Annotated in this window: 21 protein-coding genes; 13 read left to right on the forward strand and 8 right to left on the reverse strand. The window is 61.8% G+C overall.

Translation table 11 applies throughout. The features are described from left to right. The first annotated feature begins 279 nt into the window (after positions 1–279). Both M5C01_RS17825 and M5C01_RS17830 read left to right on the forward strand, forming a co-directional pair. Positions 280–1,941 carry an MFS transporter gene (locus M5C01_RS17825; protein WP_152739717.1) on the forward strand — a complete coding sequence of 554 codons (1,662 nt, stop codon included), beginning with the start codon at positions 280–282 and terminating at the stop codon, positions 1,939–1,941. Continuing rightward, positions 1,938–3,083: an HlyD family secretion protein gene (locus M5C01_RS17830; protein ID WP_152739718.1), complete on the forward strand. Its 1,146-nt coding sequence runs from the start codon at positions 1,938–1,940 to the stop codon at positions 3,081–3,083. Before M5C01_RS17825 ends, M5C01_RS17830 begins: the two co-directional genes overlap by 4 nt. Before the next feature lie 7 nt (positions 3,084–3,090). Here the strand turns inward: M5C01_RS17830 and M5C01_RS17835 are convergent, their stop codons facing one another. Genes M5C01_RS17835 through M5C01_RS17845 form a run of 3 tightly spaced genes read right to left on the reverse strand, consistent with a single transcriptional unit; the run spans position 3,091 to position 6,376 of the window. Then, the gene (locus M5C01_RS17835) at positions 3,091–3,918 is read right to left on the reverse strand and encodes a metal-dependent hydrolase (RefSeq protein ID WP_152739719.1); all 828 of its coding nucleotides are present in this window, start codon (positions 3,916–3,918) and stop codon (positions 3,091–3,093) included. Positions 3,919–3,932: 14 nt separating this feature from the next. Continuing rightward, complete coding sequence (locus M5C01_RS17840; RefSeq protein WP_152739720.1) at positions 3,933–4,829, reverse strand: SDR family NAD(P)-dependent oxidoreductase; 897 nt, start codon at positions 4,827–4,829, stop codon at positions 3,933–3,935. Then, the gene (locus M5C01_RS17845; protein WP_152739721.1) at positions 4,826–6,376 is read right to left on the reverse strand and encodes an NAD(P)/FAD-dependent oxidoreductase; all 1,551 of its coding nucleotides are present in this window, start codon (positions 6,374–6,376) and stop codon (positions 4,826–4,828) included. Before M5C01_RS17845 ends, M5C01_RS17840 begins: the two co-directional genes overlap by 4 nt. Positions 6,377–6,628: 252 nt before the next feature. Here M5C01_RS17845 and M5C01_RS17850 point away from each other — a divergent pair, with 252 nt between their 5' ends. The 6 genes from M5C01_RS17850 to M5C01_RS17875 all read left to right on the forward strand — a co-directional run bounded on the left by M5C01_RS17850 (position 6,629) and on the right by M5C01_RS17875 (position 13,128). After that, a complete protein-coding gene (locus M5C01_RS17850) occupies positions 6,629–7,621 on the forward strand; it encodes an alpha/beta hydrolase (protein WP_152739722.1) in 993 nt (330 codons plus the stop codon). Positions 7,622–7,863: 242 nt separating this feature from the next. Beyond that, entirely contained in the window at positions 7,864–9,141 is a 1,278-nt protein-coding gene (locus M5C01_RS17855; protein ID WP_152739723.1) for an alkane 1-monooxygenase, read from the forward strand. Positions 9,142–9,279: 138 nt separating this feature from the next. After that, positions 9,280–9,771 carry an alkane oxidation protein activator PraA gene (praA, locus tag M5C01_RS17860; protein ID WP_152739724.1) on the forward strand — a complete coding sequence of 164 codons (492 nt, stop codon included), beginning with the start codon at positions 9,280–9,282 and terminating at the stop codon, positions 9,769–9,771. A gap of 170 nt (positions 9,772–9,941) precedes the next feature. Next, the gene (praB, locus tag M5C01_RS17865) at positions 9,942–10,424 is read left to right on the forward strand and encodes an alkane oxidation protein activator PraB (RefSeq protein ID WP_100943342.1); all 483 of its coding nucleotides are present in this window, start codon (positions 9,942–9,944) and stop codon (positions 10,422–10,424) included. 122 nt (positions 10,425–10,546) lie between these two features. Beyond that, on the forward strand, positions 10,547–11,989 hold the full coding sequence (locus M5C01_RS17870) for an outer membrane protein transport protein (RefSeq protein ID WP_152739725.1): 1,443 nt from the start codon (positions 10,547–10,549) through the stop codon (positions 11,987–11,989). 224 nt (positions 11,990–12,213) lie between these two features. Further along, positions 12,214–13,128 carry a LysR family transcriptional regulator gene (locus tag M5C01_RS17875; protein ID WP_103495146.1) on the forward strand — a complete coding sequence of 305 codons (915 nt, stop codon included), beginning with the start codon at positions 12,214–12,216 and terminating at the stop codon, positions 13,126–13,128. A 106-nt stretch (positions 13,129–13,234) separates the two neighbouring features. On the opposite strand, the gene M5C01_RS17880 is transcribed toward M5C01_RS17875, so the two are convergent. The 4 genes from M5C01_RS17880 to M5C01_RS17895 all read right to left on the reverse strand — a co-directional run bounded on the left by M5C01_RS17880 (position 13,235) and on the right by M5C01_RS17895 (position 16,592). Then, positions 13,235–14,008 (reverse strand): substrate-binding domain-containing protein, encoded by a 774-nt coding sequence (locus tag M5C01_RS17880; RefSeq protein WP_152739726.1) that lies wholly within the window; start codon positions 14,006–14,008, stop codon positions 13,235–13,237. A gap of 200 nt (positions 14,009–14,208) precedes the next feature. Next, a complete protein-coding gene (locus M5C01_RS17885) occupies positions 14,209–15,507 on the reverse strand; it encodes an MFS transporter (RefSeq protein WP_103495148.1) in 1,299 nt (432 codons plus the stop codon). Between the two features lie 206 nt (positions 15,508–15,713). Further along, positions 15,714–16,352 (reverse strand): substrate binding domain-containing protein, encoded by a 639-nt coding sequence (locus M5C01_RS17890; RefSeq protein WP_218586084.1) that lies wholly within the window; start codon positions 16,350–16,352, stop codon positions 15,714–15,716. A gap of 117 nt (positions 16,353–16,469) precedes the next feature. Beyond that, the gene (locus M5C01_RS17895) at positions 16,470–16,592 is read right to left on the reverse strand and encodes a LysR family transcriptional regulator (RefSeq protein WP_218586085.1); all 123 of its coding nucleotides are present in this window, start codon (positions 16,590–16,592) and stop codon (positions 16,470–16,472) included. A gap of 244 nt (positions 16,593–16,836) precedes the next feature. Between M5C01_RS17895 and M5C01_RS17900 the strand changes: the two genes are divergently transcribed. The 3 genes from M5C01_RS17900 to M5C01_RS17910 all read left to right on the forward strand — a co-directional run bounded on the left by M5C01_RS17900 (position 16,837) and on the right by M5C01_RS17910 (position 19,852). Continuing rightward, positions 16,837–18,150 (forward strand): MFS transporter, encoded by a 1,314-nt coding sequence (locus M5C01_RS17900; protein ID WP_152739727.1) that lies wholly within the window; start codon positions 16,837–16,839, stop codon positions 18,148–18,150. 162 nt (positions 18,151–18,312) lie between these two features. Beyond that, entirely contained in the window at positions 18,313–18,867 is a 555-nt protein-coding gene (gene phnN, locus M5C01_RS17905; RefSeq protein ID WP_152739728.1) for a phosphonate metabolism protein/1,5-bisphosphokinase (PRPP-forming) PhnN, read from the forward strand. Positions 18,868–19,120: 253 nt separating this feature from the next. Next, positions 19,121–19,852, forward strand: coding sequence for a hypothetical protein (locus M5C01_RS17910; RefSeq protein ID WP_152739729.1), 732 nt, complete (start codon positions 19,121–19,123; stop codon positions 19,850–19,852). On the opposite strand, the gene M5C01_RS17915 is transcribed toward M5C01_RS17910, so the two are convergent. After that, positions 19,849–20,766, reverse strand: coding sequence for a LysR substrate-binding domain-containing protein (locus tag M5C01_RS17915; protein WP_103495153.1), 918 nt, complete (start codon positions 20,764–20,766; stop codon positions 19,849–19,851). The two genes, M5C01_RS17910 and M5C01_RS17915, sit on opposite strands and share 4 nt — an antisense overlap. Before the next feature lie 143 nt (positions 20,767–20,909). On the opposite strand from M5C01_RS17915, the gene M5C01_RS17920 reads away from it, so the two are divergent. Both M5C01_RS17920 and M5C01_RS17925 read left to right on the forward strand, forming a co-directional pair. Next, complete coding sequence (locus M5C01_RS17920; protein ID WP_152739730.1) at positions 20,910–21,920, forward strand: aldo/keto reductase; 1,011 nt, start codon at positions 20,910–20,912, stop codon at positions 21,918–21,920. Positions 21,921–22,009: 89 nt separating this feature from the next. Then, positions 22,010–22,426 carry an SRPBCC family protein gene (locus M5C01_RS17925; RefSeq protein ID WP_103495155.1) on the forward strand — a complete coding sequence of 139 codons (417 nt, stop codon included), beginning with the start codon at positions 22,010–22,012 and terminating at the stop codon, positions 22,424–22,426. Positions 22,427–22,448: the final 22 nt, after the last annotated feature.

Raw genomic sequence — 22,448 nt, forward strand, 5'->3', positions numbered from 1 at the left:
CATGACCGTGGGATGATACAGGGGTAATAAAAGACATGCGGCGATTTAAGCCTAAAAAAATGAAATGTCAAAGCTGCATTGCAGCGTTATGTTCATGATTTTTATCAATTCCCTGGCCCGAAGCGCGGGCAGGATTCTACGGTAAACGCCCAAATGTGAAAAGCCTATGAAGAAGAGATGAACGACCTGTTGTTTTTGCTCAATAGACAGCGGCGATTCAGGTAATCTGTGTGGCCGCGCAAATAAGAGTCGCCTTCCGGTGTTTGGAGCAAGGCCCCGATGAACCAATACGCGCCGCACGACTGGCAGCCCCACGAGCGCCCCAGCCTGCCCGGATCGCCGTCGACGCCGTTGCATTCCACGCCCAGGCGCTGGGCCTATGCCATGGTCGGACTGCTGGTGGCCTTGACCGGCGGCCTCGGCAATTCGCTGGTGATCGCCAATTTGCCGTACCTGCAAGGCGCCCTGGGCTCGACCACGGCGGAGATCGCCTGGTTGCCGGCGGCCTATGTCATGACCAATGTCTCGATGAACCTGTTGCTGGTGAAATTTCGTCAGCAATTTGGCTTGCGAGCCTTCACCGAGGTGTTCCTGGTGCTCTATGCGCTGGTGACCTTCGGCCATCTGTTCGTCAATGACCTGAGTTCGGCGATTGCCGTGCGTGCGGCCCACGGCATGGTCGGCGCGGCCCTGAGTTCCCTGGGCCTGTATTACATGATCCAGGCTTTTCCAGCGAAATGGCGGCTCAAGGCCCTGGTGCTGGGGCTGGGCACCTCGCAGTTGGCGCTGCCCCTGGCCCGGCTGTTTTCCGAGGACCTGCTGCAGATCGCCGAGTGGCGCGGGCTGTATCTGTTCGAGCTGGGACTGGCCCTGGCGGCCCTGGGTTGCGTGTTCCTGCTCAAGCTGCCGCCGGGCGATCGCTTCAAGACCTTTGAAAAACTCGATTTCCTGACCTTTGCCATCCTCGCTACCGGCGTGGCGCTGCTCTGCGCGGTGCTGTCCCTGGGGCGGATCGACTGGTGGCTGGAAGCGCCCTGGATCGGCATCGCCTCGGCGGCCTCGATCGTGCTGATCCTCGCCGGGCTGGCAATTGAACACAACCGCAGCAACCCGATGCTGATGACCCGCTGGCTGGGCAGCGGGGCGATGATCCGCCTGGGGCTGGCGGTGATCCTGATCCGCATGGTGCTCTCGGAGCAGTCCACCGGTGCGGTGGGCTTTCTCCAGGCCTTGAACATGGGCAGCGAACAGATGCGCAGCCTCTATGGGGTGATGCTGCTGGGCAGCATCGCCGGATTGGCGGCCAGTGCCCTGACCATTCACCCTGACCATCTGCTCAAGCCGCTGATCATTTCCCTGGCGCTGATGGCGGTCGGCTCGTCAATGGACAGCTTTTCCAACAACCTGACGCGTCCGGCCAATATGTACGCCAGTCAGTTCCTGCTGGCCTTCGGCGGGACCTTTTTCCTCGGCCCGACCATGGCCCTGGGCACCCGCAATGTGGTGACCAACCCGCGCAACCTGGTGAGCTTTTCGGTGTTGTTCGGGATCTGCAACAATCTCGGCGGCTTGATCGGCTCCGCGTTGCTGGGGACCTTCCAGGTGGCGAGGGAGAAATTCCACTCCAGCAGCATCGTCGAACACCTGACCCTGATCGATCCGCAGGTCGCCGCACGCCTGCAAAGCAGCAGCGCGGCCTATGCCGGGGTGATTTTCGACCCGTCGGCGCGCACCACCCAGGGCATGCAGGCGCTGGCCGCGTCGGCGACCCGCGAAGCGAATATCCTCTCCTATAACGATGTGTTCATGCTGATTGCGGTGATCGCGGTCCTGACCATGCTGTGGATCTTCGCCCGCAGCCTGTGGTTGCTCAGCATGAACAGGAAGATTGCCCGCAACGCCCCGTCTTCCACTCTCACCAGCGGTGCCCCTTCACGATGAGCGAACCTGCGACCACGACCAATGCCATTGCCGCCACCCCTGAAGGGGTCACCCCGGCCGGCGCCTCGTCCACCGAACCGAGGTCCCTGGGGGTGCGGATCGTCTCGTCCCTGGGCTTTGCCGCGATCGCCATCACCGGCGTGTTGATCGTGCTCTATGCCTGGCAGCTGCCGCCGTTCGGCAGCGCCATCGAAAGCACCGAGAACGCCCTGGTGCGCGGGCAGGTGACGCTGATCGGCCCGCAGCTCAGCGGTTATGTGTACGAAGTACCGGTGCAGGACTTCCAGTTCGTCAAGGCCGGCGAGCTGCTGGTGCGGCTCGATGATCGTATCTATAAGCAGCGGCTGGACCAGGCCCTGGCCCAACTGGACGTGCAGAAGGCCGCCCTGGCCAACAATCTGCAGCAGCGCCGTAGCGCCGAGGCGACCATTGCCCAGCGCCAGGCGGCCCTCGACAACAGCCGGGCCCAGGTGCTCAAGAGCAGCGCCGACCTCAAGCGCAACGAAGCGCTGATCGCCGATGGCTCGGTGTCCCGCCGTGAGCTCGACGTGACCCGTGCCGACCATGCCCAGACGGACGCGGCGGTGGCCCAGGCGAAGGCGGCGCTGGATATTTCCCGCCAGGACCTGCAAACCGTGCTGGTCAATCGCGGTTCACTGGAGGCGGCAGTGACCAACGCCGAGGCCGCGGTGGAGCTGGCGCGGATCGATTTGTCGAATACCCGGATCACCGCCCCCCGGGACGGCCAACTGGGGCAGATCGGCGTGCGCCTGGGGGCTTATGTGAACTCCGGCGCGCAGTTGATGGCCCTGGTGCCGGATCGGCACTGGGTGATCGCCAATATGAAGGAAACCCAGATGGCGGATGTGCGGGTGGGGCAGGCGGCGAGCTTTACCGTCGATGCCCTCAACCATCGTCGTTTCAGCGGCCGTGTGCAGCGCATTGCCCCGGCGACCGGCTCGGAATTCAGCCTGTTACAGGCCGATAACGCCACCGGCAACTTCGTCAAGATCGCCCAGCGGGTGCCGGTACGGATCATCGTCGACCCGGGGCAGGAGGAGATCGATCGGCTGCGCCCGGGGCTGTCGGTGGTGGTGAGTATCGATACCGCCAGTCAGGTCCAGCCTGTGGAGCCTGACTGACAGGCTATCAGGGGCGCTGCTTATCCATCGCCTCGACCAGGGCATCGATGCGTTGCAGATGCTCGCGGTTGTCATGGTCCCAGGGATGGAAGCCAGGCTTGAAGTAATCCAGCCAGGGCAGGGCGATACGCGGGAACACACCGTGGCGGCCGAACAGGTACTTGAGCATGGACCAGCAACCTTTGAGCGGATGACCGGCCTTGCGGTCGGCGATCAGCAGGCGCACATGAAAGTCGAACACCACCAGCCAGAACATCAGCGTGGTGCTGAGCATACTGCCGACACGGATCAGGTAGCGACCCGGTCCCGGCTTGAGCGCGGCATTCCACACATCGAAGGCCACTGACTTGTGCTCGGTCTCCTCCAGCGCATGCCACATCCACATCTGCCGATAACCCTCGACCGAGTCGCCGAAGCGGCTCGGGTCGCGCAGCATCAGATCAGCGAGCATTGCGGTGTAATGCTCCAGGGCAATGGTGATGCCCAGGTTGAAGGCGGGCGGGAAGTGCTTTTTCTGGAAGTCGAGGATTATCCGCAACCGTCGATCGAGCTTGTGCGCCGGCAGGCCGGCGGCTTGCAGCATGTCGTTGTAGCGCAAGTGCTCGCGGCTGTGCATGGCTTCCTGGCCGATGAAACCCTGGATCTGGCGCTTGAGCTCGGGGTCGTGCACCCGATCCCGGTAATGGCGCACGCTGTCCATGAAGAACAGTTCGCCGGAGGGAAACAGCAAGGACAGGGCATTGAAGAAATGCGTGACCCACGGGCCCTGGGCATGCCAGTCCTTGGCACGCTCGGCGGGCAGGTCGACACGGACATCACGGCGTACAGGCAGCATGGCTGGCACTCCTTTCAATTGAGACCACCGGCGTCACTGGCGTCGGGCCGGGTCTTGCGTTTGCCCGAGGGCGACATGCGTCGGGTGACGAACACCACCAGGGCCTGATAGGCGCTGGGCAGCAGGCGCACCAGCAGATCCAGGGCATGGGCGTCGCGGCCGATCAGCACCCGTCGACGGTTTCTTCGCACGCCGTGCAGGATCGTCCGGGCCGCCTGGTCGGCATCGGTGATAAAGAGTTTCTCGAAATCCGCCCGGGCCTGTTCCTCGTTGTCGATCAGCAGGCCCTTGACGTTGTCACTGATCCGGCTGGAACGGGCGATATCGGTCTTGATGCCGCCAGGGTGCACGCAGGTGGCCGAGACACCGATGTCCATCAGGTCGAGTTCCTGGCGCAACGACTCGGTAAAGCCGCGCACGGCGAACTTGCTGGCGTTGTAGGCGCTCATCCCCGGTTGGGCGAACAAGCCGAACACGCTGGAGGTGTTGATGATATGGCCGTGGCCGGTCTGCCTGAGGTAAGGCAGGAAGGCCTGGGTGCCATGGACCACGCCCCAGAAATTGATCCCGATGATCCAGTCGAGGTCTTCCTGACTCATGCCTTCGATGGTACTCGACAGGGCCACCCCGGCATTATTGAACACCAGGTTGACGCCGCCATGCTCGGCCGCCGTGGCGGCCGCCCAGTCGAACAGAGCCTGGCGTTCGGCGACATCGAGGACCCGGGTGGTGATGCGCAGCGGTAGTAGCGCGGCGGCCCGGGCCAGTTCCAGGGTCTGTGCCAGGCCCTGGGGATTCTTGTCCGCCAGGGCCAGGTGGCAACCTTCGCGGGCCAGGGCAATGGCCAGGGCGCGGCCCATGCCGGCGCCGGCACCGGTAATGGCGGCGACTTTGCCGTCGAAGGTCTTCATGGGCGGCCTCCGGGGGATTGGGCTTGAGCGGGAACCGGTTCCGGGCTTGGGGATATCCGGGCAGAAACCTTGTAATCGCCGAGCTGGAAATGACGCGTGACCTGACGGAAACGCCAGGTCGAGCCGGGCCAGAGGGTGGTGTTCTTGCCGGTGCGCGGATCCAGGTACCAGCTGCGACAGCCGCCGGTTGACCAGATCGCGCGCTGGAGCTGCTGCTGAAGCCGCTCGTTGTAGCGACTTTCCACTTCGGGCCTGATCTCCAGGGTCTCGATCCACTGGCTGCGCATTTGCGCAAGGGCCTGAAGGATATAGGTGACCTGGGCCTCGATCATCAGGATCATCGAGTTGTGCCCCAACCCGGTGTTCGGGCCGATGATCATGAAGAAGTTCGGGTAGCCCGGCAGGCAGCTACCCAGGTAGGCATGGGCGCCGTCGGCCCAGGTATCGAGCACGTCGAGGCCGTTGCGTCCGATGATCAGGCCCCGGGGCAGGGGGGCGGTGGCCTGGAAGCCGGTACCGAAGATCAGGCAGTCGACGGGGTGGCGGACACCGTCGGCGGTGACCACGGCATCGGTCTCGACCCGCGTGACCGCCTGGCTGACCACTTTCACGTGGCTGCGCGCCAGCGCCGGATAGTAGTCGTTGGAAATCAGGATGCGCTTGCAACCGATGGTGTAGTCGGGCGTCAGGGTCTTGCGCAATGTTGGCGCGGCCACCTGGCGGTGCAGATGGCGTACGGCAATTTTCTGTACCAGCTTCATCAACTTCGGATAGCGGGCGAAGGCAATCACCCGGCTTTCCAGGGCCCAGTAAATGGCCGAGCGTGCCAGCCGTTGGGTAAAGGGCAGGTGTCGGAACAACCAGCGTTCGGCCGTCGACAATTCGCGATCCGGCTTGGGCAGGATCCAGGGTGGCGTGCGCTGGAACAGGCTCAGGTGCGCCACCCTCGGGGCGATCCGCGGCACGAACTGGATGGCACTGGCCCCGGTGCCGATCACCGCGACCCGTTTGCCTTCCAGTGCATAAGCATGATCCCAGTGCTGGGAATGGAAGCTTTTGCCCTGGAAGTCCGCCAGCCCCGGAATATCCGGCAGCGCGGGACGCGAGAGCCCACCCATGCCGGAAATCAGCACCCGTGCCGACAGCTGGCGTCCGTTGGCAAAGCTCAGGGCCCAGCGCTGTCGGCTTTCGTCGAACACTGCGCGGCTCAGGGTCATGTCGAAATGCAGGTGGGGAGTGACACCGAAATCCTTCGCGCAACGCTCAAGATAGGCACGGATTTCCGCCTGGGGTGCAAATTGCCGGCTCCAGTGCGGATTGGGCGCGAAAGAGAAGGAGTAGACATGCGACTGCACATCACAGGCGCAGCCGGGGTAGTGGTTGTCGCGCCAGGTGCCGCCCAGGCTGTCGGCCCGTTCGGCGACGAAGAAGTCGCTGATGCCGGCCTGTTTCAAGCGAATGGCCATGCACAATCCGGCAAAACCGGTGCCGATGATCGCAATATCAACGGCTTCGCCATCTGGCGGGGGTGACGAGTACGCATTCATGGTGTGTACCTCGATTGTGGCAACGCCTGCCGATGATTGGCGGCGCTGGATGAGTCCTCAGCATTGCATATTTAAATTAAATGTTTTAAAAAATAATTTAAATAACTTACCTGAAAATATCGCCTACGCTAGTGTTCTGCCGAACCCTGGCGACTCATCCGACCGATGGGCCTGTTTATCAGGTGTAGGCGATTCTCGAGGTGGCAGCCAATCCCGGCGCCGCGCCTTGGGCTGGGATGCAAGGGGCGAGCAATGGGATGGGGCGTTGGGGTTGTACTTTTTGCGGCGGCAAATGCCGCGCTATGGGTCATCAGCTCACGGATCAACCGGAGCATCGAAGCCGCGGTGCCCGCCGAGGGGCGTTTTATCGAGGTGGGCGGCGAATGGATTCATTATGTGGATGAGGGCAGCGGCCCGGCCCTGGTGATGATCCATGGACTGTCCGGCTGTGGACGCAACCTCACCTATGCCTTGTCGCCGCGTCTGCGCGAAGAGTTCCGGGTGATCACCCTGGACCGTCCCGGCTCCGGCTATTCTTCCCGTCACCCGGGTGCCGAGGTTGATATCCCTGCGCAGGCCAGGCTGATCGCCGAATTCATCGGCAAATTGGACCTCGATCGCCCGCTGGTACTCGGACATTCCCTCGGTGGCGCCTTGGCGCTGTCCCTGGCGCTGGATCATCCGCAGTCGGTTAGCGGCCTGGTGCTGGTAGCCCCCTTGACCCATCCCCAACCCCTCCTGCCTCCGGTGTTTCTGTCATTGGGGGTGAGGCCGGCATTCTTGCGCCGTTGGTTTGCGCAGGTCCTGGCCACACCCATCGGGATGCTCGGGCGCAAGGCCCTGATCAGGGCAGTGTTCGCTCCCGAGCCGGCGCCCACTGATTTTGCCGAGCGCGGCGGCGGATTGCTGGGCATGCGCAGCGATAACTTCTATTGCGCCTCCAGCGAGATCGCCACGGTGAACAACGACCTCCCGGATATGGTCAGGCGCTATCCCTCCCTCAAGCTGCCGGTGGGCCTGATCTATGGCTCCAAGGACCGCGTACTGAATTACCGCAAGCACGGCGAATCGATGCTCGGCAAGCTGCCAGGCCTGTCCCTGGAGATTGTCGAAGGGGCCGGACATATGTTGCCGGTCACCGCCGTGGCGCCGGTGGTCGAGCTGGTCCGCAGCATCGCCCTGCGGGCAAAACCGCAAGCCGGGCTCGCCGTGGATCAGGCAACCCCGGTGCTGGGGGCTTCCTGAGCGAGCGGCTGGCAGGTTGATCCAGCGCGACGTGACGACATTCAACATTCGATAAAAAAATAGTTGACGAGCTAACGAAATCGGGCTAAATATTTAAAAAAATGTTTTGAATGTTTTTTTTAAAAGTGCAATTGAGCGATTAAAATAATGAAAATAACGCTTTCTGACGCATTTGCTTTCTCCCTGCCTGCCCATCACTCGGATGCGCGGCCGTGTGCTGTTGTGATCCTGCGGAGGCTGCCATGAGCGCTTCCCTGGCGGCACCTGGGATCTGGACCGACGGCAAGCGGCATCTGTGGTGGCTTGGTGCTTTGCCAATGGCCACGCCACTCTTGTCCGGCCTGTTCGCCCTTACCACCGGCATCCAGTCCTTGTGGTGGAGCGGGGTGCTGGTGATCTTCGGGCTGATCCCGATGATCGACGGCCTGTTCGGCGAAGACCGCAACAATCCACCGGAAACCATGGTTCCGGATCTTGAGAAACAGACCTACTACCGCTGGATCATCTACACCTGCGTGGCCCTGGTCACCCTGTCGATGATCAGCACCGCCTGGCTGGCGGCGGGCGGCATTGATTGGTTGATCGGCGGTGGTCTGCTGCGGCTCGGCGAGGCGTGGTCGTTGCACGGTGGTCTGGCGAGCCTGATGGGCTATATCACCGAGCGTGCCCAGGTGCACGGCAGCGTCGGTGCCTTCACCTACCTGGGTATGGCAATGTCCACCGGGGCCGCCACCGGGATCGCCATCAACATTGCCCATGAGCTGGGACACAAGACCCGGCCACTGGAGCAGTTCCTGGCGAAGTTGTCCCTGGCGCCGACCTTCTATGGCCACTTCTTCGTCGAGCACAATCGCGGCCATCACGTGCGGGTTGCCACCCCGGAAGACCCGGCCAGCTCGCGACTGGGAGAAAGTTTCTGGCGCTTCCTGCCGCGCTCGGTCTACCACAGCCTGCGTTCGGCCTGGCACCTGGAGCGTGATCGGCTGGGCAAGCTCGGGCTGCCGGCCCTGCATTGGAAAAACACCGTGCTCGGCGCCTGGATGTTCAGCGTGGTGATGTGGGGCGGCTTGATCCTCTGGCTGGGTAGCGCGGTAATTCCCTTCCTGCTGATCCAGGGGATCTACGGGTTCTCGTTGCTGGAAGTGGTGAACTATGTCGAACACTACGGCCTGTTGCGCCAGAAGTTACCCAATGGCCGTTATGAGCGCTGTTCGCCACGGCACTCCTGGAACAGTAATCGGATTGTCACCAATATCTTTCTCTTTCAACTTCAGCGGCATTCCGATCACCATGCTTACCCGACACGCAGTTATCAGGCCTTGCGTCACTTCGATGAATCGCCGCAACTGCCATACGGTTACGCAAGTATGATTGTCTGGGCCTATGTACCGTTTCTCTGGCGGCGGCTGATGGATCACCGGGTATTGGCGCACTATGAGGGCAATGTGCGGCTGGCCAACTTGCAACCCTCCCGACGCTTGGAGTTATTAAAGCGCTACGGCACTCGTCACACTGATTGAATAAAACCATTGAATAACATGCCCATTTTTCAAAGTGCGCATGGCGGGAAGACTCACGCCAAGATTGGCGAAGGGGCCCCGGATGGAAGATGAAGTTGCTCCATAAAACAACAATAAAGACCAGGAAGGACGTCAGCCATGCACTCAATTCTATTAGCTTTTCGGGTACTTGCGGTACTGCTGGGTTTTTCGGCCGTGGCCCCGGCGTTTGCCGCCGCGCGGATGGAACCGGCCAATAGCGAGTTCAGCGCCAAGGGCCCGATCAGTTTTGCCAAGAGCATCATCAATGCCGACTGCACCATTGAAGTCAGCGGCCGGATCAGCGCCGACGGCAGTTATGCCAGTGTCGAGAAGGTCGGTTTCGACGGTGGCCTGAAGTGCGGCCAGGTCGAGGCCACGCACTTGCCCTGGAAGCTGGTGGCCAGGGACGAGGGCAGCGGCTCGATGTCCGGTATCCAGGTCACGGTGCACGCCCCCTTTGTCGGTGGTGATTGCGGGCCGACCACGGCAACCGGCACCTGGAACAACAGCAACGGAAAACTCCAGGCGGCGGATGTGGCATTGGACGGCGGCTGCACCATCAAGACGGTATCGATCCAGATGCCGCCGAACTTTCGGGTCGTGCCCTGAATGGAATAACCCGTTATTGGACGGCTGTTAAAAAGTTATACAGCGGATTTTGAAAGTTTGGCTGGAAAAGGAAGCTCGGTCGCTGTTGCTGTCGTGGTACTCCGTGTTGTCCGTTAAAGGCCATTATCCCCGGCGAAATGAATCGCCATAACATGTGAGGAATAACAACAATGAAAGGCATCAAAACTCTCGTATCGTTCACTGCCATTGCTGTCTGCTTAGGCGCGGCATCCATGGTCAACGCGGCAACCATTACTCCGGTGAATACCACCTTCAGCGCTCCTGGCACCATTACGGTGAAATCCCCGGCGTCGTTCAACCTGCCGGTGACCTGCAACATCACCTTCACCGGCAAAACCGCCGCTGACGGCTCCTCGGCGTCGATTACCGCGGCCACTGTCAGCGGCTCCAACTCCCTGTGCGGTGTGCCGGTGATGCAGAACCTGCCCTGGACGCTGACACCGACCAGCACCAGCACCGCAACGGTGGCCGGTGTCAGCTTCAGTGTCATTTCGAACTGCGGCACCGCGACGATCAACACCAACTATGGTGGCGGCGCGCTGACCGTTCCAAGTGCACAGGCCGTGGGCAGTTGCAGCATCACTGCGCTCAACGTCGCACCGAGCCCGACCTTCGTTATCACCAACCCTTGAGGTTGGGTTGAGAACAACGTGCTGATCACTCGTTGATAAGACCGGCGCCTCCTCGGAGGCGTCTGTTGAGTGCTGGTGGGCGGGGATGACCTGTTGCGGTTGATAATAATAAGGAGTGGGGAATGAATAATAAGAAACAACAATTGCACGTGGCTATCGCACTGGCTGTTCTGGGTGGTTTGGTAACGGCGGGGCCTGTTCAGGCCGGTGGTTTTTCGACACCCACCTACGGTGCACCGGGTTGGGGGCGTGCCTTCGGTGGCGGCTCACTGTTCAAGAACGACCCCAGTGCTGCCTTCAACAACCCGGCGGCAATGGCCTTCATTGATCAGAGTGTTGGCCAGTTCACGGTCGACTATGCGCGTATCAAATTGAAGTACTCGGGGACCGCCACTGACTATCAGGGCAATCCTGCCTCGCAGACCCCGGTGGATGCCAATGGCATTCCCGGCGACCCTGTGCCCCTGACCGGCGATGGTGGTCAAGGCGGTTTTACGGCCTGGGTTCCAACCGGGTTCCTGGTCGTACCGATCAACGATCGTTTTGCTTTTGGCCTGAGCCAGGTGGTTCCCCAGGGGATGCGCAGTACCTGGGACGAAGACTGGAAAGGTCGTGACTTTGCCGTGGATACCAAGATCGAGACCGTGGGGCTCACCGGCTCGCTGTCGTTCAAGGTCAACGACGCCTTTTCGGTGGGCGCCGGCGCTATCGTGCAACACACCAATGGGTTCGTCAGCCAGAACCTCAACCTGACTGGCGCGGCGGCCTTGTCCCCGGGCCTGGGGGGCATTCCGTTCCCATCGGGCGTAGGCTCGAACCTGATGCGTGTCAAGGTGGATAACACTTCGGTCGGCTGGTTTGCCGGGGTCGAGTGGAAGCCGACTGATCGTGACTCTCTGGGACTGAATTATCACGCCAAGATCAAGAACAAGCTGGAGGGTAAATACAATATCTACGCCGATGCGCTCGGTAGGCAGTACACCACCCTACCGGTGGGGCCCAACGGTCAGACGCTGGTTGGACTGGCCTATCCCGGGCTCAGTCTCAATCCGGACGGTGCCAACGCCAGTACCCAGCTGGATATCCCCGCCACGGCCGGCCTGGACTGGGTACACGTCTTCAACGACCGTTTCACCCTGGGCGTCAGTGCGACCTGGACCCAGTGGTCGTCCTTCCAGGACCTGACGCTGAAATCCAATGGAAATCTCATTGTCTCCATTCCTTATAACTACAAGGACACCATGATGTACTCGGTGGGCGGTGACTATCGGTTCACTGATCGTCTGACCCTGCGCGCGGGTGTGGCTTTCGACGAGACTCCGACCCGCAATTCGACCCGCGATCCACGCATCCCGGACAACAACCGCTGGTTCACTTCCCTGGGCTTTGGTTATGAGGTCAAGGAAATACCGGGGTTGAGCGTCGACGGGGCCTATTCGCACCAGTTTGTGAAAGACGCTCCGATCAATACCCAGAACGTAGATCGCCTGGGTGGCTCGACCCTGAATGGCAAGGTGGAAGCTTCCGGCGATGTGGTCAGTCTGTCGACAACCTATAAGTTCTGATAAGAAGTTGCGGCGGCTGTGACCGATCAAATGCTTTGAAAACACCGCGTAACTGTAGGAGCGAGGCTTGCCCGCGAAGTTTTTGGCGTCCTTAAAGACGCCATCGCCGGCAAGCCGGCTCCTGCTCGATTGCGACGAATAACGCGCATTCAAACTCAGCTCATGCATCGAACCGGCAGACTCATGCGTTAAACTGATCAATCAGTTTCCGACGAGTAAGCCCGGTGGCCATCAACTTCGATTTGAACGACTTGCAGGCCTTCCGCGCCGTGGTCGAGCAGGGCAGTTTTCGCAAGGCGGCCCAGGCCATCAATATTTCCCAGCCGGCGTTGAGCCGACGTGTCGACAAACTCGAGGAAGCCCTCGGTGTCCGGCTGTTCGAACGCACCACCCGGCGGGTCAGCCTGACCCAGGTGGGCCGGGCATTCGCGCCGACCGTGGAGCGTTTGCTGGACGATCTCGACCTCGCACTGCTGGGCATCACCGACGTGGCCTCGACCCGGCTCGGGCATGTCACGGTGGCGTGTGTGCCGTCGGCGGCCTATTACTTCATGCCCAAGGTGGTGGCTCACTATCACCGGCAATATCCGAAGATCAAGGTCAAGGTGCTCGACTCCAGCGCCAATGACGTGCATGCCGCCGTACTCAGTGGCGAAGCGGATTTCGGCTTGAGTTTCACCGGCAACCTGCAGGCGGAAATCGAATTCGAGTTATTGGTCGAGGAGCGTTATGTCGTGGCCTGTCGCCGCGATCATCCGCTGGCCGGGCGGGCCAGCGTGACCTGGACCGAGCTGTACCAGCAGGACTACATCAGCCTCGACAAGACCTCGGGCAATCGCTTCCTGCTCGACCAGGCGCTGGTGGGGATCGAGGCGCAGAAACCAGGGGTCTGTGAAACCCGGCACGTCACCACCATGATCGGTCTGGTGGAGGCCGGATTGGGGATCGCGGCGGTGCCGACCATGGCGATGCCAGTGGGCGACGAGCATCCGATTCTCACCAGTGTGCCGTTGGTCGAGCCGGAGGTGATGCGCAAGGTCGGGTTGCTCAAGCGCCGGGGACGGGTGCTGACCCCGGCGGCGCGGGAGCTGGAGCGGCTGATTGTCGAGATGAAACTGCCGCATACCAGCGGATCCTGAGCCGCCCCAAAACCTGCAGAGCCGGCTTGCTGGCGATGGGGCCAGTGAGTCTTGTAGCGCCTGAACGGTCGCCATCGCCAGCAAGCTCCTACAAAGGGACGTGCGATCAATGAAGAACGGAATCCAGTCCTGTGGCCTTCACGGTGGCTTGGGCGGCCGGAGCGGCGAGGTATTCAAGCAGGGCCTTGGCCTGTGCCGGATGCTCGGCCCCCACCGGGATCCCGGCGGCAAAACGTGTCACCGACTGCACTGATTCCGGGATCTTGCCGACATAGGTCACCCCTGGCACCGGCAGCAGTTCGCTGACCTGCTGGAAGCCCAGTTGAAAGTCACCGGTTGCCACCACCGAGGCCACCGGGATCTTCGGCACCATGGTTGCCTTGGGCTTGAGCTGCGTTTCGATGCCCAGGCGCTTGAACAACTGATCCTGGATATACACGCCGCTGGCACTGTCGGAGTAGGCCACGGACTTGGCCTTGAGCAGCGTGTCTTTCAGTTCGGCTTCGGTGCCGATGGCCGGTTTGGCACTGCCTGCGCGTACCACCAGGCCGATCCGCGAATCGGCCAGCTCGACCCGCGAGCCGGGCAGGACCTTGCCTTGCTTGATCAACTCGTCGAGGGCGTAGCCGACCATGATCACTACATCGGCCTTTTCACCGCGTTCCAGCCGGTTGGGAATGGCTTCCGGGGCCTTGCCCATGGACGGGCCGAGAACGGTATCGAGGGTGTTGCCGCTGTCGGCGGCGAATTTCGGGCCGAGGAGCTTGTAGGCGGCGGTGAAGCCGCCGGAGGTCATTACACGGATTTCCTCGGCCTGGGCCGTCAGGCTGGCCAGGGCCAGGCTGCCGAGCAGGGCGAGCTTGAGAAACACTGCTTTCATCGGGATTCTCTTATTGGTATCGAATGGGCGAGGTTGGGTTCAGGACCCATGGGGTTGCGGTGCCTGTTCTGCCGCCTTCGCGGGCAAGCCCTGCTCCTACAGGTTCTCGGTCGACCACAAGACTCTGGTTCGACACGGACATTGTAGGAGCAGGGCTTGCCCGCGAAGAGGCCCTTGAGGTCACCCCAAAAACACCAGGTTTACACCGCCGGCTGGAACTGCACCCGGGCCTTGCGATAGAGAAACAGCGTCGCGCACAGGGCACAGAGTGCGGCAAAGCTCATCCAGTAGCCCGGCGAGGCCTTGTCTCCGGTGTACTGGATCAGCGCGGTGGAGATCGCCGGAGTGAAACCGCCGAACACCGCGGTTGCCAGGCTGTAGGCCAGGGAGAAACCGGCCACCCGGACTTCCACCGGCATGATCTCGGTCAGGGCCGCAACCATCGCGCCGTTGTACATCCCGTAGAGGAACGAGAACCACAGCAGTACCAGCAACATGCTGGTGAACGTCGGCGCCTGGACCAGCAGCGACAGCGCCGGATAGGCCGTGGCCAGGGTCAGGCCGGACATGGTCAGCAGCACCGGACGACGGCCGATACGGTCGGAGAGGGCGCCGCCCAGGGGCAGCCAGCAGAAGTTCGAGACCCCCACCAGCAAGGTCACCAACAGGCTGTCGGCGGTGCTCAGGTGCAGCACGGTCTTGCCGAAGGTCGGCGCATACACGGTGATCAGGTAGAAGGCGGTGGTGGTCAGCGCGACCATCAGCATCCCGGCAACCACGATGACCCAGTTCTGCGCCAGGGTGTTGAACACCTCGCGCATGCCCGGACGGTGCTTGCGCTTGGCGAATTCCTCGGTTTCCGCCAGGTTGCGACGCAGCAGGAAGATAAACGGCACGATCATGCAACCGACCAGGAACGGGATGCGCCAGCCCCAATCGGCGACCACGCTGGCCGACATCCACTGGTTCAGCCCGTAGCCCAGGGCAGCGGCGATCACCACGGCGACCTGCTGGCTGCAGGACTGCCAGGCGGTGAAGAAACCCTTGCGCCCCGGCGTGGCGATTTCCGACAGATAGACCGAGACCCCGCCCAGCTCGGCACCGGCGGAGAAGCCCTGGAGCAGGCGACCGATCAGGACCAGGGCCGGGGCCAGCAGGCCGATGCTTTCGTAGCCGGGCACCAGCACGATCAGGATGGTGCCGCTGGCCATGATCGACAGGGTGACGATCAGGCCTTTGCGCCGACCGACGTCATCGATATAGGCACCGAGGATCACCGCGCCGAGCGGGCGCATCAGGAAGCCGGCGCCGAACACGGCGAAGGTCATCATCAGCGAGGCGAACTCACTGCTGGCAGGGAAGAAGGCGGCGGCGATATAGGTGGCGTAGAAGCCGAACAGGAAGAAGTCGAACTGTTCGAGGAAGTTGCCCGAGGTAACGCGAAATACCGCGCCCGCCTTGGCACGGGCGGAACTGGCGGTCGGTGTTGTGGCGTGCATCGTGAAAGGTCTCCAGCATTTTTATGGCCTGCATCGCAGTGCAGATTTTTATTGGCCGGGATACTGGAGTAGCGCTATAGATTTGATAAGTGCATTTTTAGAATGGATTGATGCGTCCGGCGAATTAATACTAGATGTTTCCATGTGCCGCATGGCTAACAATGTGGCGAGCGGGCTCGGCTTGAGGTCTTCTTTGTGTGGTCGTCCTAGGCAAACCGCCTGACCATGAACTCGATAAAACTGCTCAACTTCGGCGTCATCTGCTTGTCCGGCAGATAGACCAGATGCAGCGGTCGATCCAGGGTCTCATGATCCGGCAACAGGTGTACCAGGCGCCCGTCCTTCAGGGCGTCTTCCACCAGCGTATGGGGTAGCAGGACAATGCCGATGCCTTCCATCGCGGCGTTCATCAACGCCGTGCCGTTGTTGGCCGAGAACTGTCCCTGCACCCGGACGCTTTCGCTGCTCACACCGTGGAACAACCAGTCACGTTGCGGTGTGGCCCGCAGGAATACCAGGCAGTTATGCTGCGCCAGATCCGCCGGCACCCGCGGTGTACCGTGGGCCTTCAAATACGCCGGCGAGGCGCAGGCAATGCGCCGGTTCTTGCTCAGCAGACGTCCCACCAGGCCGCTGCTGGGCAGTTCGCCGTAACGGAACACCAGGTCGAAACCGTCCTCCACCAGGTCCACCACCCGATCGTTGAACTTCAACTCGATATCCACTTCCGGATAGGCCTTGAGGTAGGCGGCTATGGCCGGGATCAACCGGTCCGAGGCCAGGGTCGGCGACGCACTGACGCGCAATCGGCCGCGGGGATGGGCGCGCTGTTCCCGGGCAATCAATTCGGCCTGTTCGATCTGCCCAAGGATGGCCAGGCACTGGGTGTAATAGCCCTGGCCGATCTCGGTCAGGCTCTGGCGGCGGGTGGTGCGATGCAGCAGGCGCGTGCCCAGGTGTTTCTACAGGCCCTGGACATGGTTGCCGACCATGGTCGAGGAAATCCCGATGGACTGCGCCGCGGCGCTGAAGCTGCCGTGATCGACCACCTTGACGAAGACCTTCATGCTTGCCAGAACGTCCATTGCCAACCTTTTATTGGGAGTGATCCAAGAAAGTCCTAGTTTATCAAGTGAGGGTAGGGGATCACCATGGGCGCAGACGCCGCCTGAACCCGAGCTCGATATCGTACAGCCGTGGTTCAGCAAAACGTCGTCATCGGTATTTGGCAAAAAGCTATGATCCGCTCTGTACAGCGGGTTTCGGGGGTGTGCGATCAGCGGGTTATCGGGAATTTTCAGGCCGCGTTTATCGCGTCAGGTCAGTGGCATGTTGGCGATCCTGATCTCCATCGCCCTGGCCTCGCTGGACACCGCCATCGCCAATACGGCGCTGCCGGCCATCGCCACCAGCCTGCACACCACACCGGCTGCATCGGTGTGGATCATCAACGCCTACCAGCTGTCGGCGGTGGCGACCATCCTGGCCTTCGCCTCGTTTGGCGGCGTGATCGGCCATCGCAAGATCTATCTGTTCGGCCTGGTGTTGTTCACGGTGTCGTCGGCACTCTGTGCGATGTCGAGCACCTTGACCGAGTTGACCCTGGCCCGGGTCCTCCAGGGCGTGGGGGCGAGTGCGATCATGAGCGTCAACGCGGCGCTGATCTTCAGCCTGTTCCCGCCGGAAAAACTCGGCAAGGGCATGGGCCTCAATGCCCTGGTGGTGGGCATGTCGTTCGCCGCCGGGCCGACCGTGGCCTCGTTGATCCTGTCCGTGGCCACCTGGCCCTGGCTGTTCGGGGTGAATATTCCGATTGGCCTGATCGCCCTGGCCATGGCCATTCCGTCGTTGCCCCATACACCGCCCAACGGCCAGCGCTTTGCCTGGGGCACGGCCGGCCTGAGTGTCGTGACCTTCGGTTCGCTGATTTATGCGCTGGGGGAGGGCGCGCAGTTTGCTGGCACCCTGCCGATCTGCCTGGCGTTGCTGGTCTGTGTCTGTGCCGGTGGCCTGATGCTGCGCCGCGAGGCCGGGCATCCGGCGCCGATGTTTCCGATCGATCTGCTCAAGCGCCCGATGTTTGCGCTGTCGGCCTTGACCGCCGTTTGCTCCTTCGCCACCCAGGGCCTGGCCTTTGTCTCGCTGCCGTTTTTCTTCGAGACGGTGTTGGGCCGTGATCCGGTGCAGACCGGCTACCTGATGACACCCTGGTCGGTGGTGGTGGCCTTGATCGCGCCGTTTGCCGGACGCCTGTCGGATCGTTACCCGCCGGGCTTGCTCGGCGGTATCGGCCTGGGGGTGCTGTCGCTGGGCATGTTGTCCCTGGCGATGTTGCCGGCGGATCCGAGCGCCCTGGAGATCGGCGTGCGCATGGTGATCTGCGGCCTGGGCTTCGGCTTCTTCCAGTCGCCGAACCAGAAGGCCCTGATGACCAGCGCACCCCGTGAGCGCAGCAGCGGTGCCAGCGGAATGATCGCCACCGCGCGCTTGCTCGGCCAATCCACGGGGGCTGCGCTGGTAGCCCTGAGTTTCGGTTTGTCGAGCCACTCCGGGCCGATCCTGGCGTTGTATATCGGTGCCGGCTTTGCCGCCGTGGCTTGCCTGGCGAGCTTCTCCCGACTGGCGGCGCGCAACCCGGCCTGAGGCAGCGGCAATCGCCCGGCCCAGGCCGGGCGTTGCGGCTTGTCGAGCGGCCATGACCCCGTGCACCTTGTCCCCCCGTCCGTCTTCGAACGGCCTTGCGGCCAGTGCCATGATCGCCGCGAGTGTTGTACTGTGCGCACGAGAATGTGTGAGGGACTGTGGATGGCCGGCCGATTGATCTATCTCATCGGGCCTTCGGGCTCGGGCAAGGACAGTTTGCTCGATGCCGCCCGCGAACCCCTGGCCGCGCGTGGCTGCCGGATTGCCCGGCGGGTCATCACCCGTTCGGCCGAGGCGCTGGGGGAGGCGGCGCAATCGGTCAGCGCCGAGCAATTCGCGACGATGGAGGCCCAGGGGGCCTTTGCCATGAGCTGGCAGGCCAACGGCCTGTGTTATGGCATCCCGCGCCTGGTCGACGACTGGCTGGCCGCCGGCCTGGATGTGCTGGTCAACGGTTCGCGGGGCTATCTGCCCCAGGCCCGCGGGCGTTATCCGGACTTACAGGTGATCCTGCTTACCGTGGACCAGGCGGTCCTGCGTGAACGGCTGCTGGCGCGGGGGCGGGAGAGCTTGCCGCAGATCGAGGCGCGCCTGGCGCGCAATGCCGAATTCACCGCCTCGCTGCTGGCGGCGGACGATCCTTCGCTGGACTTGCTGGATAACTCCGGCCCTCTTCGCCAAAGCCTGGAGACCTTGTTCAGACTGCTCGGGAAATAGTTGGTTTTTGCAAAGGTGCGCAGGATATATAGGACCTTTCTTATTGCCTTTTGCGTTTTTAAATAAACGGAAAATTCAGGTAATACATTGGCCTTTTTTTACCTCGTTGAATGGTATTCGGGACTGATATTTTGATTAAAAACCCCGGATCTTTAAACACGAGAGGTAGGCCGATATGGGTGTGGAGCAGGATAATTTTGCCGCGAGCTTGAAAGAACTTTCCCAATACAGTTTCAAGGTGGATAGCCTGATCATGGACACTGCCCTCGCATTGTCCGGATTGGTCCCCCATGGTGCGGGGGCCACCGTGGCGCCGCTGGTGGGGTCCTACAAAATGGGGCAAGCGTCTTCGGCCCTGATGGATAATCCCTATTTCACGGTGAACGGTGTCTCGCGGCGTTCGCCCAAGACCAAGCACCTGTTACACCATCGTAAAGTGCGTAATTACGTGCAGTCTTTTACCGGGACGGCGGCATCACTCGGAAGCACGGTCTTGCCGGTCAACCCTTATGCGCTGATTCGCGATGGTAGTTCCGCCGGGGCTTCAATCGTGCACTTGTATCGTTTTGCTGAAATGGCCAGGAACTGTCGACAAAGTAGAACCCTGAGCCAGTGGTTTGAACTGTTGAAACTCATGAAAAGCCACAAGTTGTTCAATCGCGGCGTCGGGTTCAGCCTGGCGGCCATTCCCGGCGGGGTATCCCTGGCCGTCAGCATCCCGATCAAACTCGGTCTGCTGGTTAAAAATACCGGCGTGCTGGCCCAGGAGTCGGCGCTGTGCAAGGTCATTGCGATGGAGTTGCACTGGCGCGCCTATCAGGAACAGAGCCTGTTGAAAGGCAGTGGCAGCGGGCCGGCAACCGCCATCGTCCGTGAACTCATGACCCGGCGTGGCGTGATGGGCGGCTTTTCGCACAACTACCAGGCATTGATCCAGGAACCGGCCGGCTGGAATGCCTTTGCCGCCAAGATCATGGACATCTAGTCCGCCGCCGGCAGGTCGGCCTGGATCGCGTCCCGCACCAGCACTTCCCTGAAAGTCGCCACCAGCGGTCGCAGGTTGATCCGATGCCAGGCCGCCCACAAGGGCGTGGTGTAGATCATCCAGGGTAATTCCCGCAGCACCACGCCCTGGGGGGCGTTGTGTCGCAGGCTCTGCTGGATCATGGTCAAGCCCAGTCCCGCCGCCACCAGTCCCAGCGCCGTCAGCGGTTCATTGGCTTGCAACCGGACATTGGGATTGAATCCGGCCTTGATACAGGCCTGGACGAAATCGTCCTGTTTGCCGGTGCGCAGGGGATGCTGCACGGCAATCCATTCCTGCTCCAGAAAGTCCGCCGGACTCAACTCGCTCAGTTGTGCCAGCGGATGCCGTTCGGGCAGGGCCAGGAGCATGGGGTCGTTGAGCACGCGGGCGCTGTTCAGGTCCGGGTCATCTGCCGCTGGCGGCTCGCTGACCAGGGCGATATCGAGGCTGCGCTGGCGCAAGCCTTCCAGTTGCTGCGCCGAATTCAGGCTGTAGAGCGCGATATGCACATCCGGCCGATCGACACGCAAGCTGCGCAGGGCCTGGGGCAGCACGCCCGAATGCATGGCGTTCTCGATATAGCCGATGCACAGGCCACCTTCTTCACCCCGGCCCAGCCGCCGCCCGAGGGACTCCAGCCGGTTGGCATGGGTCAGGAAGGCCCGGGTCTCGGCGAGAAAGGTCTGGCCGTCGGCGGTCAGGCGGATGCGTTGCAGGCTGCGTTCGAACAGGGTCAGGCCCAGGCGCTCCTCCAACTGGGCGATCTGCCGGCTCAGGGGCGATTGGGAAATATGCAGGCGCTCGGCGGCACGCCCGACGTGCTCTTCTTCGGCGACCGCCACGAAATAGCGCAGCTGGCGTAGATCAATCATGTCAGACCTTCCAGGACTCAAGTTGAGCAAATTATGTCTTGGACGGTCAAAAGTCTGCAACCTAGTATTAATCCCGACAGCGAGATCCGCGTCACCCCAGTGGGTGAGGCGGACTCATCATTTCCATTCAAGGGATCATTACGATGAGCATCAGAGACAAACTGCAGGGCACCATGGGTTTCGGCACCGCCCCGCTGGGCAACATGTTCCGCGCCATTCCCGAGGAAGAGGCCATGGCCACCGTCGATGCGGTCTGGGACCAGGGCGTACGCTACTTCGACACGGCGCCGTTCTATGGCTCGGGGCTTGCGGAAATCCGCCTGGGCGAGGCCCTGGCCAAGCACCCACGGGATCAATACGTGCTCAGCACCAAGGTCGGCCGGCTGGTGCTGGATGAAGTGGAAGACGTCACCGCCCGTGACCTGGGCGAAAAGGCCGGGGTCTTCGAGCATGGCCGTCCGAACAAGATGGTCAACGACTACTCGGCCGACGCTACGCTGCGCTCCATCGAGGGCAGCCTCGAACGCCTGAAGACTGACCGTCTGGACATCGTCTGGGTGCACGATATTGCCCAGGACTTCTACGGCGACGAATGGCTGGAGTATTTCAACCAGGCGCGCAAAGGCGCGTTCCGGGTGCTTAGCCGCCTGCGCGATGAGGGTGTGATCAAGGCTTGGGGCCTGGGGGTGAACAAGGTCGAACCGTGCGAGCTGACCCTGCAACTGGACGAAGCGCGGCCCGACGGCTTCCTGCTGGCCGGGCGTTACACCCTGCTGGATCACGAGCGCGCCCTGCAACGCCTGATGCCCGAGGCGCTGGCCCAGCAAGTCGATATCGTTGTCGGTGGTCCTTACAGTTCAGGAGTGTTGGCCGGTGGCACGCATTTCGAATATCAACCGGCATCGTCACAAATCATGGCTAAAGTTGAACGGATAAAGACCATCGCGCAACGCTTCGGGGTGAGCCTCAAGGCGGCGGCCTTGCAGTTCTCCCTGGCCAACCCGGCCGTGGCGGCGGTGATTCCCGGCGCCAGCCGGCCAGGGCGGATCGCCGAAGATGTGGCGGCCTTGCGCGAGCAGATTCCGCAGGCGTTCTGGCAGGCGTTGCGTGATGAAGGGCTGGTGGCGGGCAATGCGCCGTTGCCGCTGGTCTGAAACAAAAAAACGGTCCGCTAACGTCGCTGGCGTCAGAGCCTCCAGCGTCGGGATCGGACCGGCTACCCACTTATCCCTGGAGATTATTCATGGCCGCAACATCCGTCACCCTCGAAATCGGTGCGCCACCGGAGCAGGTCTGGCAACTGATGGGTGGGTTCGACTCCCTGCCTGACTGGCTGCCGTTCATTCGTCAAAGCCGCCTCAGCGAAGGCGGGCGTGTGCGCAGCTTGCACACGGCGGACGGCGTGCGGATCGTCGAGCGCCTGGAAGCGTTCGACAATCGCGCCCGGCGCTACAGTTATTCCTTTATCGAGCAGCCCTTCCCGGTGGCCGACTACCTGGCCACGATGCAGGTCCGCGAAGGCAATGATCCGCACACCTCGATCGTCGAGTGGGCGGGGATCTTCACCCCGACGGGCGTCAGCGAAGAGGAAGCGGTGGAGCTGTTCCACGGGATCTATGCCGACGGCCTCGCGGCCTTGAAGGCCAATTTCCCGGACTGAACCCAAGGCTTGGCCCTTGGTT

Origin of the sequence: Pseudomonas sp. MWU12-2319, assembly GCF_023242525.1 — a bacterium.
In the GTDB taxonomy this organism is placed as follows: Bacteria; Pseudomonadota; Gammaproteobacteria; order Pseudomonadales; family Pseudomonadaceae; genus Aquipseudomonas; species Aquipseudomonas gingeri_D.